This is a genomic window from Christensenella tenuis, assembly GCF_014287795.1.
Classification (GTDB): domain Bacteria; phylum Bacillota; class Clostridia; order Christensenellales; family Christensenellaceae; genus Christensenella; species Christensenella tenuis.
Genome location: NZ_JACOON010000001.1, coordinates 128,622 through 143,808, shown reverse-complemented (window position 1 = coordinate 143,808; position 15,187 = coordinate 128,622). Strand labels below are relative to the sequence as shown.

The following is a 15,187-nucleotide window of genomic DNA, read 5'->3' as shown; positions in this document are numbered from 1 at the left end:
AACTTTCTCCGTCAGATATATTGCTCAATTCCGCGAACCGAAACTTCGCCTGCCATGAAAGACCTGGTTGTTCCGTCTGTATTGAGCAGCAACTCCCCCTGTTTGGAAAACCCTTCGCAAACACCCAGAACAATTTCTTTTCCGCTCAAAACTTTAATTTCTTTTCCTATTATAACACTATTTGCGCAATATTCATCAAAAATCGCATCAATCCCACCCGAAATATATCGTTCACAGTATGCAAATACATCGTCGACCATAGCGGCGGCAAGCTTTACCCGATCCTGTTTTTTCCCCGCCGCCATACAAAGGGATACCGCTTTTGGTGCAACCTCCGCTGGGAATTCCTGTTGATTCACATTAAGGCCCATACCACACACAATGTATTCCACACGATCCATATCCGAAGACATTTCCGTCAAAATTCCACACAGCTTTTTCCCGCCATATACAACATCGTTCGGCCACTTTATTTTTGCATCGATACCGCAGATCCTCCGAACCGCGCCGACTACGCCAAGAGCGGCGGCAAACGTAACCGCAGGAGCCTTCGGCGGCTCAAATTCCGGCCGCAAAAGCACACTCATTTGAATCGCATCCCCCGGTGAGGACACCCATCCCCGGCTCAACCTTCCCTTTCCCTTCGTCTGGTATTCCGCAATATATACACTTTCATGCGGCGCGCCTTCGCGCGCCTTCCGTTTGGCGTGCTCATTGGTGGAATCCACTTCTTCCATCCATTCGATAGTTTGTGCCCGCTGCGAGAAAAAGCCTACGTATTCCGGCTTCAATAAATCAGGGAAAGCCACAAGACGGTAGCCCCTCTTGGTGTGTGCTTCAATTTTTCCTCCTTCCTCTTTGATTGCTTTGATGTGCTTCCACACAGCCGCGCGGGAGATACCCAGCAATTCACTGATTTGCTCCCCGGAAAGAAAGTTATCTGCATTAAAAAGCAATTTTAAAATTTCTTTTTTCATTCTTCTTCATACCTTCGAAGCGCGCGTTTGATTTCCTCGTATTCAAATCCCTTTGCCATCAATGCGCGTATTATTTTTTGTTTTGCTTTTCCGGCTTCTTCGTTGCGGTGCTTTTGCTTCAGCCGGACAATGTATCCATCTATAATTTGTTCTTCCTGTCCGGCATCTTTTGCCGCTTCCTCCGCGATGCCACGCGGCACTCCTTTTTGCATCAGCTTTTGCACCGCAACACGCTGCCCATATTTTTGCAAAAGCTCCTGCGCGTACAGGCCGGCAAATTCACGATCGTCAAGATATCCTATCTCTTTTAATTTTTTCACCGCACGTTCGACGCAATCCTCTGAAATCCCTTTTCCGCTGAGCTTACCACGCAACTCTTTTTCCGTCCGCATCCGATAGGAAAGAAATTTCATTGCGCAGGCAAGCGCATATTTTTCCCCATCTTCACACAAAATACGTTCTTTTTCTTCGACAGAAAGTTCGCTCCCTATTTTTAGACGGTTTGCCAGAGCCGTATCAATATAGACGGCAAACGCAAATTCGCCGTCCATAAAAACGTTGATCCGGTCTTTATTGCGCGCTCCCTTTTGCATATCCGTAATTTTTCCCATAATTTTATTATACTGGAAACCTCGTAAATTTGAAACAAATTTGCATTTTTTCCCGTTTTTTTGTAGAATAACGATATGAAAAAATGGATTAGTATTTTACTCCTCGTTTGCCTCGTAATGGTTCTTCCGGCGATTGCGGCGGCAGAAGGAGATTCAGCAATTAAACAGCATGCAACCGGGGATGAAGTAGCACTTATCCAAAGGCGGCTGCGTGATCTTGGGTACCTGAATTACCGCCCTACCGGCAAGTTCAGCGATATGACGGTGCAGGCAGTTAAAAAGTTTCAGACGCAAAGCGGTATTTCTCCTGATGGCCAGGTAGGAGAAGATACTTACCAGGCTCTTTTTTCCGATGACGCGAAACGCGCCCCCATCAATCCTTCTGTAAAGAAGATATCCGGCCCTGCCTATTCGGGAGCAGTACAGGAAAAAGGAGAACTCCTTTCCTGGGAAAATATCGATCCTTTAATTCCTGTAGAGACACAGTTTTCCGTGCAGGATCTTAACACAGGCAAGACTTTAAATCTTATCCGCACAGGAGGAAATAACTGCGCCTATGTAGCAACTCCTTCGTCTGTAGATTACAATACCTACCGCTCCATATTCGGTGGAGACGACACATGGGAGCACCGTGCTGTCCTTGTCAGCGTGGATGGTCACACTTATGCCGCTTCCTTGTTTGGTATGCCTACGGGCGGGGATGATCTTTATGGAAGCGGAATGGCCGGGCATACTTTCCTCTACTTCAATAACAGTAAAACAGATGTTTCTGGTCTTCCTGACGAAGAACATATTCAGGCCGTCCTGCGGGCTGGGCAATAAGATGCAGAAGCAGCAAGGCGGAAAAAGGACGGGGTGAACCCGTCTTTTTATGCGATGCATCTTGTATCTATTGTTTTTCTTCCCAAGTGTTGACATTAAATTTTTATTCATTTATGCTTGGTACAGAGTTACCGGTGGCTCTCTTATAAACCAAAGGAGAGAGCAAATTATGTATCATGGGCACTTCAATGGAACACATTATGAGGTTGGCTTCCGCTGGGGAACAGCCTTGCGCAGGCGCGGAAGAATATTATTGGAGAAACTTCCTTTTTTTCTCACCGAGGAGCGCATGGAATTCAGCCGCTGCTGCCTTCCATTTTACGAATTCTGGTATCCGGAAATTTTAGAAGAAATACGCGGGATCGCAAATGGGCAGGAAATAGCGGTGGAACCGCTTCTTTCGTTCTTGCTTGGCATGTACTGTATTATGCCGGAGAACAGATGCTCCTGTTTTGCATTCCAAACGGAAAACAATAGTATTCTTGCCAGAAACAGCGATTTCCTTACAGAAATTGAAAACCTTTGTATGAATTGCATATATACCCTGGAAGGTGCGCATTCTTTTACTGGTAATACTACTGCATTTGTGGAAATGGAAGACGGCGCAAATGAACACGGCCTTGCAATCGGGCTGACTGCCATCTGGCCGCGTATCTTGGCTCATGGGCTCAATGCCGGAATGTTGCTGCGTTATGGGCTCGAAAAGTGCAAAACGGCAGAGGAATTTATTGGGGAACTCACACGGCTGCCAATTGCGTCCAGCCAAACTTTCACGGTCGCCGACCACGGCGGGAGCATTGCCCTTGTGGAATGTAACCCTGAAAAAGTAATTGTGAAAAAACCGGGAGAAGCATATCCTTTCGTATCAGCCGTCAATTCCTTTTATTGCCCGGAGATGGCAATCTATACCTGCACGGATATCGATACGTGGAATTCTGAGAAACGGTTTGCAACCATTCAAAATGCTTTTCGTGATACAAAAACGTATGATATGGATTTTGCAAAAAATCTTCTCGCGGGGCGCTACGGTTTCATGTGCCAGTATGACCGAAAAACCGGAAGGGATACAGTATGGTCTGTGATTTACGATATGAAATGCCCTGCCGTTTACCGCTGCGAAGGAAATCCTTTAAGGAAAAATTTCACCCAAGATATTCGTTTTAAATTTTCCGTTCAACCATAAAACAAATCCGCTAAAGAGAGACCGCCCTGCGGCAGCCTCTCTTTGCCTTTATCTAATGCCGTGTCGGCGCCCAGACCGATACGCTGCCGCCATTTACCGAAAAAAGAGCGCTTCCATCCTCTTCTACCGTTACGATGTCTTCCCTATTTCTCAGAACGTCATAAAAATGCCTGCCCGCAAACCGGGTACCCACATACATATTTTTTGACCCGCCAATCTCGTTGCTCATGACTACGGCCAGTCCGGAGTCTGCATGGGCATCGTCGCCTTCCCGCGTCCATCCCACAAGATGCGGGTCATCAAAATAGTCATGTTGCTCTCCATAGGCCAAGAGTTCACGCGCTTTTATCATCGGACGAAGCCACTGCCCTTTCGCTGCGATGCCGTGCGTCGGAATTCCATAATAATCCCCATAAAACACACAGGGATATCCGTCCTTCCTTAACAAAATCAGCGCATATGCAAGAGGCTTAAACCAGTCCTGCACCCATGATTCAAGCGACTGCCCGGGCTGCGTATCGTGGTTATCTACAAAAGGCACTGCGAGTAATGGATTTTCCTGTACAAGCGTACGGTGAAAAATCGTGCGCATATCAAACGCTCCTCCCGCATTTGCCGCGTCCCGGAAACGAAAATGGAGCGGTACATCAAATAGCGATAATGTTCCCTGTGTAATATCAATATAATTAGAAAGCTTGGCGACATCGCCGTTCCAGTATTCCCCTACGGCAAATAATTCTTTTCCCGCCGCTTTTCGAAGCTCCGCGAGCCAATGACTGTAGAAGGTGAAACGCATATGTTTTACCGCGTCGATGCGAAACCCGTCAAGTGGAATTTCCCGCAAATACCATTTTCCCCATTCCGTGAGTTCCCGCACCACTTCTTCATTGCTCAGGTCAATGCTTGCTCCCATCAAATATTCAAAATTACCAAATTCCTTATCTACTTCATCCTGCCACTGTTTGCCGCGAAATTGAAAGATCGCGGAACGGCCTGTTTTTTCGTCCCGGTCTATGGCCGCAAAATGCCCGCTGTTCCATCTGAAATCAGAATAAACTCCATTTCTTCCGGGAAAATCAAACCGTGTCCATGCGGAAATCTTTTGCTCCCCACTGACCTGCTCATATCGGTTTTCCTGCGCGAATTCACATGCAAGAACCTCTTCAATGCCATCCGCTCCCATTTTATGATCCAGAACAATATCGGCATAGACCTGGATTCCTGCCGCGTGAAGCGCATGAATTGCATGCAGGTATTCTTCTTTTGTTCCGTATTTTGTAGCAATAGAGCCTTTTTGGTCAAACTCTCCAAGATCATACAGGTCATAGACGGCATAGCCGACGTCAGCTGCTCCGCCGCTGCCTTTGTAAGCGGGCGGAAGCCATATCGCCGTGATACCGTCCTCCGCAAGCTCCCCGGCTTTGTCCGCCACCTGGTTCCACAGCATTCCGCAGGGAAGCTCCCATTCAAAATACTGCATCATTGTCCCGTTTTTTTTGGTGTTCATATAAAATTCCTCTCATATAAATTCCACCTGTCTATCTGTTTGATAAACAAAAACGGCATATGGCTAACTTAGCTCTTTTTGTAGTACCATTCATTTACATGCGCAAATACCTGGCCCTGGCGCGGATCTTTGATATCCGTCAGTAAATCGTTGCATACAATGGAATTCATACGGTAATAAAGCCCAATCTGGGGCATGCGCTCCATAAGCAGCCTTTGTACCTCGCTATAAGCTGCTTTGATATCTTCTTCCTTAAACGCATTGCGCGCCGCGTCGATTGCAGACGTAATCTCCGCGCTATCCACTCCGCCGTAATTTGCCGATCCGCCCGGGTTGAACATAAAACCGATATCCGGATCTTCATCCAGATAAAAACTGCACATCGCAAGTTGGAAATCTCCTGTCTGCAAACGGTTATAATACTCCTGCTGGTTCAGTTCTTCCACCGTAGCCTCGATACCTACCTCTTCTAACTGTTTGGCAATCGCCTTGGCCGCTTCCATTCGATAAGACATTTCCCTATCATCCGGCACAATAATAGAAAATTGCAGCACATTGCCCGTTCCTTCTTTACTGTTTCGATAACCTGCGCCTTCGAGAAGCGCGCGTGCAGTTTTCAAATCTTCGTCCTGATTATATTTGGAATCGTAAGCATAGAAATCAGGAGCAATCGGCATATTCGCAGGCACTCCATGGCCCATTAATACGGTTGAAATAAGCTCGCGCCTGTCAAGCGCGTAAGAGATCGCCTGCCGCACTTCGGTAATTCCAAGAGCCGGATTATTAAGGTTGGGCACCAGACAATCATAATAATTGGTCAAATACCCGACTACCTGCGTCTTCCCTGCAATCTTATATTTTCCCGCATACAGCACGTCCGTCGTAACAAAATCCAAGATGCTCGTTGTGACGGCTTCAAGTTTCGCCGTGTTGCCCGTCATTGGCTTTGCTACAATGGTTGGAATATTCGGTTTTGTACCCCACCATGCTTCGTTTAACGTAAGCACCATTTCGTTCTCCGGGTCAAAGGAATCGATCCGGTAAGGACCTGTTCCGACAACCTGCCCATCTGAATACAGCGCTTCATTCATAACGGGAAACGACATAAAATAGAGCGCTTCGGCACCCGGCTTGGTCATAGTAAGTTTTACCGTTGCCGTATCTACTACTTCAATACTCTCGACAAGCGAATTATATTGTGCATAATGGTTGGTTTGCGGAATTTCCACCACCGGCGATTCTTCCGGGCTTCCCGTCGGGCTGGGAGAATTCGACGGGCCTACGGATACGGTATCCTCGGAATCCGACGGGCTTTGTGTTCCCTGCGGATTATCCGGCTCCTGTGTTTCGGCCGGAGCGTTTGGGTCCTGTGTTCCTTCCGGATTCGGCAAATCTTCTGCAGCCGGGGCATCAAACTGTACACCTGTAAGTTCGCCTACCCGTTTTGCGCTGTATACAATATCGTCAGCCGTAAGCGGCGTACTTCCATCGGAAAACATAACATTTTGACGAACCTTAAATGTATATATCATTCCACTTTCGTCAATCTCCCATGACTCAATAAGCCCGGCTTCCGGCTTTCCATCCGCGCCAATGCATACCGCCGGCTCATAAATCAGTCCAAGAAGATTCACGAGATCTTCATCTGTTACAGTCAGCGGATCAAGCGAACTGATTTCCGCAGGCATCGCAATATAAAGATCGCCTCCCGGCTGTTTCTCTATCGCGCTGGAAGCGGAAGGAGTGGCGGAAGCCGCCGCTTCCCCGGATTGCGTTCCTCCGATCAGATTCCCGCATGCGCACAGTGTAAGCATCATACAGACGAGCGGGAGGGCAATTAATTTCTTACTCCAGTTCGTAAAGTTCCTTGTATTTCTCATATGCTTTCGTCACCTTTTTGACATAATTGTCCGTCTCTTCATAAGGAATATTCGTAAGATTTGTTCCATCTGAATATTGTGGATCCTGCAGCCATTCTTTTACTTTATTATGACCCGCATTATAAGCCGCCATTATAACGGGCAGGGTGTCAAACCGCTCCTGCAAAAACTGCAAGTACCAACAACCCATCTCAATATTCGTTTCCGGATTTAAAAGATCATCCGCAGTAAAATCCTCCACCCCGAGTTTTCCCGCAATCCATTCGCCTGTTTCAGGCATAATCTGCATCAAACCCATCGCCCCCGCACTCGATATCGCTTCCGGATCAAAGCCACTTTCGGTATGGATCACTGCGGCGACAAAATAGGGATCGATTCCATACTGGGCCGCATATTTTTCAATCAGTTCCGCATATTCCAGCTTATACTGCGCCCGTTCGATTTGCGGTATCAATACAAATATACAAGCCAGTATGAAAGCAGCCGCCACGGCAATGCAAATAACTGCCACAGCCGCTTTATTTACGCCTTTTTTTTGGCGCTTATAACCCATTCGTCCCATAAAAATGTTCCTCTACTTGTTTTTTCAATTGTTCAAGCGTTCCATCATTTGTCAGCACGACATCCGCAACCCCGAGCATCTGTTGCTCGCTTGCCTGGCTGTTTAAACGGTTTTCCGCGTGTGTTCTATCAATTCCGTCCCTGCTTTGAATCCGTTCCATCTTCCTGCCGGTTCCGGCGCGCACAAGCCATATTTCGTCCACATCCCGGTCAAGACCGGTATCAACCAGAAGCGCGCAGTCGATAACCACGGTATCTTTTTCAGAGGCTTCTTTTCGCCTCCGCACCTCGTTGAGCACGAGCGGATGCAGGATGTTGTTAAGCCGTATGAGCGCTTCTCTGTCCGCAAACACATAAGCGCCAAGCTTGTGCCGGTCAAGCGTGCCGCCCGCACGGAAAAATTCCGTTCCAAACGCTTCTTTCACTGCAAGATATCCTATCTTTCCAGGTTCGCACAGCTCACGCGATATCCGGTCTGCGTCGATAATCTCCGCCCCTAGTTTTTCCAGATATTCCGCAACGGTGCTTTTCCCTGCGCCGCTGTTTCCCGTAAGGCCGATGGTACGCTTCATTTTGCCTCCGCCCATGTTTTTCCCTGTGCTACATTTACGCGAAGAGGCACGCTCAATTTCATCGCATTTTCCATGCAATCGCGCAATAGCTCCGTGACCGTTTCTACCTCGCCGTCCTTTGCATACAGAATCAGTTCGTCATGCACCTGCAGCACAAGCTTGGATTCGTAGCTATGTTCTGCGAGCGCCTGCTTTACACGGTTCATCGCAATTTTAATAATATCTGCGGCGCTGCCCTGTATAGGAGTGTTGAGCGCCGCCCGTTCGCCGAAAGAACGTATGTTGTAATTTCCCGAGGAAAGTTCCGGAATATACCGGATACGGCCGCATAGCGTGCGCACAAAGCCATCCTCATGCGCTTGTGCAATAATCTTATCCATATATTTACGTACGCCGCTGAATTCCTCAAAATAGCGGGCAATATACTCTGCTGCCTGCTTACGCGAGATCCCAAGGTTGCGGGCCAGTCCAAAATCACTAATGCCATATACAATACCAAAATTCACCGCTTTCGCGCTTGCGCGTTCCGCTGGCGTCACCTCTTCAATTGCCTTTCCCAGCACCTCCGCCGCAGTACGCGCGTGAATATCCTGCCCCTTCATAAACGCATCCTTCAGATGTCTGTCATCTGCGATTGCCGCAAGGATACGCAGTTCGATCTGGGAATAGTCCGCAGATACAATCTGGTATCCGTCCGGGGCGACGAAAGCGCTGCGAATGTCGTTCGCCATAGCTGATTTGATCGGAATATTCTGCAAATTCGGTTCCGCACTCGACAGGCGGCCCGTCGCAGTCGCGGTCTGCAGGAACGTCGTATGGATCACGCCGCCCCTGATCATGCCGATAAGGCCGTCTATGTAAGTGCCCTTCAGTTTCGTAAGCGCCCTATATTCAACAATATATGGAATAATCGGATGCTTTTTTTCAAGTTTTTCCAGCACTTCAATATCGGTAGAGTAGCCTGTTTTGGTTTTTTTAACAATGGGCAGTCCTAATTTTTCAAACAAAATTTCCGCAAGTTGCTTGGTAGAACTTATATTGAACGACTCTCCTGCAAGTTCAAAAATTTTCTCCGTGAGCGCTCCAATTTCTTTATCATATTTTTCTCCCAGCCGGGCGAGCGCATCCCTGCTTACGCGGAATCCTTCCGCTTCCATGCCATACAGGACGCGAAGAAGGGGCTCTTCGATTTCATACATAATATTTTCAAGTTCTGTACGCTCAATCTCATCCCGCTGGCGTTCCGCGAGCGTAAAAAGATCCGCTGCATTTTCCTCGAGTTCGGCACGCTTCATAACGCTTGCAAGATCATATTTAGGATATGACGGGCTCAAAACCCATGCACCAAGCATCGTATCATAAAAGTCGCGGAACAGGTTCCCCCATTCGTGCATCAACGCCTTGACGTCGTGTGCAATAATCTTCTTGTCCGCCAAGAAGGGTTTCAGTTCCCGAAGGACATCATTGAGGTCGTATCCTTCATCGAGCAGTGTTTGCTTTAGGGGAATTACATATTCCGTTTCCCCGCTGATCGCAATCCGCACTCCATCTTTTATAAGAAGTGCAAATTCATATGCGTCGTCTAAAATGCCCAGCTCCTGCGGGGATATAATTTCCGTTTTTATCGTCTTTTCCTTTTCCTGTCCGAGGTTAAACCGTTTAAGAAATGAAGTAAAACGATATTGTTCGCTCACTGACCGCAGGCCATCCATATCGAATCCCTGGAATTTAAAATCTTCCAGCGTCTTTTTCAAAGGCATGTCCGTTTCGATCGTTGCAAGGTCTTTTGACATAAAGGCCGCTTCTTTCCCCGAAACCAATTTTTCATGCAGCTTATTTTTGGGGAGGTTGTCAATGTTTTCATAAAGCGCTTCAATGGTTGGATATTCGTGCAGCAATTTCAGCGCCGTCTTTTCCCCAATTCCCGCAATTCCCGGGATATTGTCCGAAGCATCGCCCATCAGGGCCTTGAGGTCAGGAATTTGCGCAGGAGTAAGACCCATTTCTTCCATCAGCGTTTCCCCTGTCATCAGCTTGGTTTCCGTAACGCCTTTTTTCGTGAGCACCACGCTGATGTGTCCGTCAATCAACTGAAGCTGGTCTTTATCCGCAGTAAAAATATAGGAAGACATGTTCTTGCCTTCCGCCTGCACAGATAACGCGCCAATAATATCGTCCGCTTCATACCCCGCCTGGTCTACCCACTGGACTCCTATGCGCTGGAGCGCATCCTGAAGCATCGGAATCTGTGCCAACAGCTCATCCGGCGTTTTACGCCTGCCCGCTTTATATTCCTCATACTTTTTATGCCGGAACGTTTTTTCGCTCCGGTCAAAAGCAACTGCAATATAGGTCGGATGATATTCCTCCACCACACGGAAGAGCATCGTAAAAAAGCCGTACATTGCATTGGTCGGCCTTCCTTCCTTATCCTGCATTGTTGTGGGCAGCGCCCAATAGGCCCTGAAAACAAGGCTGTTCCCGTCAATTGCAAGCAATGTGTCCGCCATAAAAGCTCCTCCTTAAATTCCGCATTGCGGCGCTAATATTCTATCATGTTCCCGTCTTAAAATCAAACTCGCTCAGCGGGTTCCATGCCTCATTCACACGTAAATTCTGTAAAAACTTTTTGAACTTTACAAACCATCCGCCGAATAAAAAATACCGCCCGTCCGTGATATCGTGGACAAGGCGGCTGCACTTTGGGCTGGTTACAGGATAATTGTTGCAAAAAGGACGGTGAGAATTCCTGAAACGCCGATGGCAATCCCGCTCATCGCTCCTTCCACTTCGCCAATCTCGAGCGCCTTTGTAGTGCCGAGCGCATGGCTGCACGTCCCAATGGCAACGCCTGCCGCGATGGAATTGTCCACCCGGAACAACCTGATGAGTGAAGGCGCAAAAATCGCGCCGACAATTCCCGTAACCACGACCGCGGCAACCGTAATTGACGGCTCTCCTCCAAGTTGAATAGAAAGGTCCATAGCAATCGGCGTCGTCACCGATTTAGGGATCAACGATTGAGTAAGTACGTCGTCAAGCCTGAATAACCTGCACAGGCCATAAACGCTTCCCATAGATACGAGCGAGCCAACCGCACTGCCAATGATGATGGGAAGAAAATTTCGTTTTAAAAGCCATACCTGCCGGTAAATCGACAGGGCCAGCGCCGCCGTCGCCGGAATCAGGAAGAAGGCGATCAGGTCTCCTCCTTGGTTAAAGTCTTCAAGTGGAATATGAAATACGCTCAGGATCACAATTACGAGTGCGATTGCAATCATCAGAGGGTTCGCAAGGGGGGATTTCGTTTTACGGTTGATCCACAGCCCCACCGCATAGGTTCCAATACACAATACAATACCAAAAAAAGGGGACGTTACGAAATCATTCATGGCGCTTATCCTCCCGCACCCTTTTCTGTGCCGCCATCACTGCTTTAACCGTATAGGCAGTTGCAAAAAAGGTAATGATTGTTGTGATAAAACAAATTAGTAAAAACGGAAAAAGATAATTTTTAAGAAGATCGAATTGCTCCATGATGGCAACGCCCGCCGGAATAAAGAAAAATGCCATATTTTTTAAAAGAAAATCACTAAATTGCTCAATATGGCGGGGTTTGACGCATTTTGAAAGCAGCAAAACGAACAAGAGGATCATGCTGATGACACTCGTTGGGATTGCAGCCGGAATCGCCTCCGAAACCAGTTCGCCTGCAAGGCAAACCGCGAGCACAATCCCTACCTGAAATAAACTCTTCATTTACTTCCTCTCCTATCGCTAAAACTATCCCCATGGCATTATAGACCTCTTTTATTCCGGGAGCAACCTTTTGTTTTCACCGCTTCGTTTCCCCATCTGCAAAACATCCGTTTTTTGCCCAAACAAAAGACTCCGCACGTTTGAAATGCGGAGTCCCTTTTTCTTACTGAATGATATATGTTCCCGTAACAGTCGCCGAAACTTCAATTTCCTGTGGGCTGATGGGCGTAACCGCACCAGCCGCAGCGCCGGTATCCACCGCCGCGGACTCCGCCGTCATATAGGGCTCCGCACTGTATCCTGCACTGCCCTCCTGAATAGACTGGGGGCGTATAATGGTATAACCACCTGCCTTCGCTACTGCGGCTGCCTTGTTCCCGACGTTTTCCATCGCTTTGGCCAATGCTTCCATGTAGATGGAATCCCTGTCCGCGAGGTCAAAGGAAAGCGAATATGTAGAGTTTGCTCCGGCCGCGACCGCTGCGTCAATGACCGCTCCTACCGTATCAATGTCGCGTATCGTTACACGGTACGTATTTTCCACCACCGTCTGCTGTGGATTCTCATAATCCTCATATACATTCAGATTTTGTGTTTCAAGATCGTCCTCCGCAACCCCCTGTGCCTTGACTGCGCCAAGAAACGCTTGCGTAATACGTGCATTTTCTTCCTGTGCTGCTTGTGCCGTAACGCCTGTAGTGCGCACGCCGATGCTGACATACGCAATATCCGGCATTTTTTTCACTGTTTCCGTCGCGCTAACGGTCAGCGTGCTGTCTGCCGTTTCCACCGCGGCAGGAGCTGCGTCTACGGTGGGCGCGGCACTCTCCTCCGGTTTCACCGTTGCCGTCGGCACAGAACTTTGCGTGTCTGTCGAGGCAACCGCCGGTTCAGATATTGGCGTAGTTTCCGCATCCGGTATTGCCGCGCTGCTGTCGCAGCCTGCCAAAACAAAGGCACAGGCCAAGACCACCAGGGTAATCAGTATCCATTGCTTTTTCATCGGTATTTTATCCTTCCTTTCCTGTGAGCCGCATCATCTGCTCTATCTCTTTTCCGGAACCGGCCATAATGTAGAACCCGGCACGGGTTGAACTGTCCGCCGCGCCTGAAAGGTTCTTCCATCTGACGGGGCTCTCTTCAATAATACCCCCGGGATAAAGTTCCTTAACCGTCTTTATCCGTTCCACATCTTCTGGCGAGAATAAAAAACGCACTGCCGCCGCTTCATAGTGGGCACGAAGCGATAAATCAATTGGCTGGCCTGCCGCCGTATTGATCGTCATTCCGAGAAAGTCGTACCCTGTTGACAGGGGAACCAAATGGGATCCGATACAGTCGCCCCCCATGCGCGCACCAATTTCAATAATGCGCGCCGTTCCATCAGGCAGCAGCTTGAATTCCGCATGCGAGGCGCCTGTCGTGATTTCCAAGGCATCCAGCGCCTGAAAAATTTGTTTCCTGATACTTTCCTGCCATTCCTGGGGAATATCGGAAGGCTCACTATGCCCCGTCTCGATAAAGTGCGGCGTTCCCGTCGTTTCTTTTTTGGTAAATGCCAGAAAATGGTGCTCTCCTTCCTGTGAAATACATTCACAGCTATATTCCGGCCCGGTAATCAGTTCCTCGACGATCGCTTTTTTCTCGAATGAATACTCAATCGCCGCACGGGCCGCCGCCTTTGCCTGTTCCATCGAATAAACCTCAGTAATCCCGCGGCTTCCCGAACGGTCCGTTGGTTTTATAATAAAAGGAAGAGCCATATTTTTTAAATTTTCTACACTTTCCGGCGTTTCCAACAATGCAAATCCGGGCGTTTCTACTCCCGCTTTTTTCATTGCCCTGCGCATTTGATATTTATTGGTGGAACACTCCGTGCAAACTTCGTTGTTACATGGCAAACCAAGCCTTTGCGCGACGTAGTTTACCGTATGCGTCGCCAAGTCGGAAGCAATGGTAACGATTGCCTCCGGTGCAATTTTCTTACAGTATTCAAAAATTTTTTCTTTTTCCACGATGCTGACCGGATAGAAAAAGTCTGCAGTCCGTTCTCCAATATCCCCGTTTTGCCATGCAAACACATGCGTTTCGTATCCCATTTCCTTTGCGCGCAAAATCAATGGATTTTGGAATTCCCCCGCGCCAATGATGACAATTTTTTTCATACCGGCATCTCCCGGTTATAATAGAACTCCCTGATAGTGGAAATTACATAGTCCACGTCGTCTTCCTGTAGTTCATAGTACATTGGAAGACGCAGCAGCCGTTCGCTTTCCCGGGTGGTGTACCTATCTTCCCCAGCGAATACTCCAAAACGCTTTCCCGCTGGTGCGTTGTGCAGCGGAATATAATGAAATGCCGTCTCGATATATCTGCTTTTCAAAAAAGAAATAAGTTTCGTACGCTCTTTCAAGTCCTTTGTTTTGATATAAAACATGTGAGCATTATGTTCGCAGCCCTCTGGTATTGCCGGAAGTTCAATAAAGCCCTCTTTTGCCAACGGCAGCAGGCCGTTATAATAGCGCTGCCAACTTTTCATGCGGTCCAGCAGGATGACATCGGCAATCTCAAGCTGCCCCAAAAGGAAAGCGGCGTTGATATCACTCGGCAGATAGGATGAGCCACAGTCCATCCACGTATATTTATCGACCTGTCCACGGAAAAATTTGCTGCGATTGGTTCCTTTTTCACGAATAATCTCTGCGCGTTCCGTGTAACGCGATCCATGGCAAAGCAGAGCGCCGCCTTCCCCCATGCTGTAATTCTTTGTTTCGTGGAAACTGAAACATCCAAAATCCCCCAGCGTTCCAAGCGCTTTTCCATGATAGGTAGATTTTACGCCCTGGGCAGCGTCTTCGACAACTTTAAGGCCATAACGCCCGGCAATATCCATAATTGTATCCATTTCGCATGCCACACCTGCATAATGCACAGGAATGATCGCCTTTGTCCTCGAGGTAATCGCCTGTTCTATCAAAGTTTCGTCAAGGTTCATAGTGTCCGGACGTATATCCACAAACACAACTTTCGCTCCGTGCAGTACGAACGCATTTGCCGTGGAAACAAAAGTATAAGCCGGCATAATCACCTCATCGCCTGCTTCGATTCCACACAGCATCGCCGCCATCTCAAGAGCGTGCGTACACGAGGTCGTTAGAAACGCATTAGAGATTTCACAATTGAGCTTAAGCCACTGGCTGCAACGCTGGGTAAACTCCCCGTCGCCGCATGTATGCCGCCGGAATACGGTTTCTTTGATATACCGGAAGCTATTTGGTCCGCAGGGCGGAACATTAAAACTAATCATTGTAAATT

14 protein-coding genes are annotated in these 15,187 nt (G+C 48.2%); 2 read left to right on the top strand and 12 right to left on the bottom strand.

The genetic code is table 11. The features are described 5' to 3' along the window. Window positions 1-11: 11 nt before the first annotated feature. Both H8S18_RS00715 and H8S18_RS00710 read right to left on the bottom strand, forming a co-directional pair. Window positions 12-977, bottom strand: coding sequence for a biotin--[acetyl-CoA-carboxylase] ligase (locus tag H8S18_RS00715; RefSeq protein ID WP_186856403.1), 966 nt, complete (start codon window positions 975-977; stop codon window positions 12-14). Next, on the bottom strand, window positions 974-1,588 hold the full coding sequence (locus H8S18_RS00710) for a RecX family transcriptional regulator (RefSeq protein ID WP_207721609.1): 615 nt from the start codon (window positions 1,586-1,588) through the stop codon (window positions 974-976). Before H8S18_RS00710 ends, H8S18_RS00715 begins: the two co-directional genes overlap by 4 nt. A 75-nt stretch (window positions 1,589-1,663) precedes the next feature. Here H8S18_RS00710 and H8S18_RS00705 point away from each other — a divergent pair, with 75 nt between their 5' ends. Beyond that, window positions 1,664-2,410 (top strand): peptidoglycan-binding domain-containing protein, encoded by a 747-nt coding sequence (locus H8S18_RS00705; protein WP_186856401.1) that lies wholly within the window; start codon window positions 1,664-1,666, stop codon window positions 2,408-2,410. A 169-nt stretch (window positions 2,411-2,579) separates the two neighbouring features. After that, window positions 2,580-3,593 carry a C45 family autoproteolytic acyltransferase/hydolase gene (locus H8S18_RS00700; protein WP_186856400.1) on the top strand — a complete coding sequence of 338 codons (1,014 nt, stop codon included), beginning with the start codon at window positions 2,580-2,582 and terminating at the stop codon, window positions 3,591-3,593. Window positions 3,594-3,645: 52 nt separating this feature from the next. Here H8S18_RS00700 and H8S18_RS00695 read toward each other — a convergent pair whose 3' ends face one another. The 10 genes from H8S18_RS00695 to rffA all read right to left on the bottom strand — a co-directional run bounded on the left by H8S18_RS00695 (window position 3,646) and on the right by rffA (window position 15,179). Continuing rightward, on the bottom strand, window positions 3,646-5,100 hold the full coding sequence (locus H8S18_RS00695; RefSeq protein WP_186856399.1) for an alpha-amylase: 1,455 nt from the start codon (window positions 5,098-5,100) through the stop codon (window positions 3,646-3,648). 68 nt (window positions 5,101-5,168) lie between these two features. Next, window positions 5,169-6,980, bottom strand: coding sequence for an ABC transporter substrate-binding protein (locus H8S18_RS00690; RefSeq protein ID WP_186856398.1), 1,812 nt, complete (start codon window positions 6,978-6,980; stop codon window positions 5,169-5,171). Further along, on the bottom strand, window positions 6,946-7,542 hold the full coding sequence (locus tag H8S18_RS00685; RefSeq protein WP_243165020.1) for a lytic transglycosylase domain-containing protein: 597 nt from the start codon (window positions 7,540-7,542) through the stop codon (window positions 6,946-6,948). The genes H8S18_RS00690 and H8S18_RS00685 overlap by 35 nt, the downstream gene beginning before the upstream one ends. Next, window positions 7,523-8,113 carry a dephospho-CoA kinase gene (coaE, locus tag H8S18_RS00680; RefSeq protein ID WP_186856397.1) on the bottom strand — a complete coding sequence of 197 codons (591 nt, stop codon included), beginning with the start codon at window positions 8,111-8,113 and terminating at the stop codon, window positions 7,523-7,525. The genes H8S18_RS00685 and coaE overlap by 20 nt, the downstream gene beginning before the upstream one ends. Then, on the bottom strand, window positions 8,110-10,623 hold the full coding sequence (gene polA, locus H8S18_RS00675; RefSeq protein ID WP_186856396.1) for a DNA polymerase I: 2,514 nt from the start codon (window positions 10,621-10,623) through the stop codon (window positions 8,110-8,112). The genes coaE and polA overlap by 4 nt, the downstream gene beginning before the upstream one ends. 201 nt (window positions 10,624-10,824) lie before the next feature. Then, window positions 10,825-11,505 carry an LrgB family protein gene (locus H8S18_RS00670; RefSeq protein WP_186856395.1) on the bottom strand — a complete coding sequence of 227 codons (681 nt, stop codon included), beginning with the start codon at window positions 11,503-11,505 and terminating at the stop codon, window positions 10,825-10,827. Then, window positions 11,498-11,872 carry a CidA/LrgA family protein gene (locus H8S18_RS00665; protein WP_186856394.1) on the bottom strand — a complete coding sequence of 125 codons (375 nt, stop codon included), beginning with the start codon at window positions 11,870-11,872 and terminating at the stop codon, window positions 11,498-11,500. The genes H8S18_RS00670 and H8S18_RS00665 overlap by 8 nt, the downstream gene beginning before the upstream one ends. Before the next feature lie 163 nt (window positions 11,873-12,035). Then, window positions 12,036-12,875 carry an SIMPL domain-containing protein gene (locus H8S18_RS00660; RefSeq protein ID WP_186856393.1) on the bottom strand — a complete coding sequence of 280 codons (840 nt, stop codon included), beginning with the start codon at window positions 12,873-12,875 and terminating at the stop codon, window positions 12,036-12,038. 7 nt (window positions 12,876-12,882) lie between these two features. Then, complete coding sequence (locus tag H8S18_RS00655) at window positions 12,883-14,037, bottom strand: ATP-grasp domain-containing protein (RefSeq protein WP_186856392.1); 1,155 nt, start codon at window positions 14,035-14,037, stop codon at window positions 12,883-12,885. Continuing rightward, window positions 14,034-15,179 carry a dTDP-4-amino-4,6-dideoxygalactose transaminase gene (rffA, locus tag H8S18_RS00650; protein WP_186856391.1) on the bottom strand — a complete coding sequence of 382 codons (1,146 nt, stop codon included), beginning with the start codon at window positions 15,177-15,179 and terminating at the stop codon, window positions 14,034-14,036. Before rffA ends, H8S18_RS00655 begins: the two co-directional genes overlap by 4 nt. Window positions 15,180-15,187: the final 8 nt, after the last annotated feature.

Coding starts and splice junctions, on each gene's coding strand:
- H8S18_RS00715 (WP_186856403.1), bottom strand. CDS start 977: ATGAAAAAAGAAATTTTAAAATTGCTTTTTAATGCAGATAACTTTCTT.
- H8S18_RS00710 (WP_207721609.1), bottom strand. CDS start 1,588: ATGGGAAAAATTACGGATATGCAAAAGGGAGCGCGCAATAAAGACCGG.
- H8S18_RS00705 (WP_186856401.1), top strand. CDS start 1,664: ATGAAAAAATGGATTAGTATTTTACTCCTCGTTTGCCTCGTAATGGTT.
- H8S18_RS00700 (WP_186856400.1), top strand. CDS start 2,580: ATGTATCATGGGCACTTCAATGGAACACATTATGAGGTTGGCTTCCGC.
- H8S18_RS00695 (WP_186856399.1), bottom strand. CDS start 5,100: ATGAACACCAAAAAAAACGGGACAATGATGCAGTATTTTGAATGGGAG.
- H8S18_RS00690 (WP_186856398.1), bottom strand. CDS start 6,980: ATGAGAAATACAAGGAACTTTACGAACTGGAGTAAGAAATTAATTGCC.
- H8S18_RS00685 (WP_243165020.1), bottom strand. CDS start 7,542: ATGGGACGAATGGGTTATAAGCGCCAAAAAAAAGGCGTAAATAAAGCG.
- coaE (WP_186856397.1), bottom strand. CDS start 8,113: ATGAAGCGTACCATCGGCCTTACGGGAAACAGCGGCGCAGGGAAAAGC.
- polA (WP_186856396.1), bottom strand. CDS start 10,623: ATGGCGGACACATTGCTTGCAATTGACGGGAACAGCCTTGTTTTCAGG.
- H8S18_RS00670 (WP_186856395.1), bottom strand. CDS start 11,505: ATGAATGATTTCGTAACGTCCCCTTTTTTTGGTATTGTATTGTGTATT.
- H8S18_RS00665 (WP_186856394.1), bottom strand. CDS start 11,872: ATGAAGAGTTTATTTCAGGTAGGGATTGTGCTCGCGGTTTGCCTTGCA.
- H8S18_RS00660 (WP_186856393.1), bottom strand. CDS start 12,875: ATGAAAAAGCAATGGATACTGATTACCCTGGTGGTCTTGGCCTGTGCC.
- H8S18_RS00655 (WP_186856392.1), bottom strand. CDS start 14,037: ATGAAAAAAATTGTCATCATTGGCGCGGGGGAATTCCAAAATCCATTG.
- rffA (WP_186856391.1), bottom strand. CDS start 15,179: ATGATTAGTTTTAATGTTCCGCCCTGCGGACCAAATAGCTTCCGGTAT.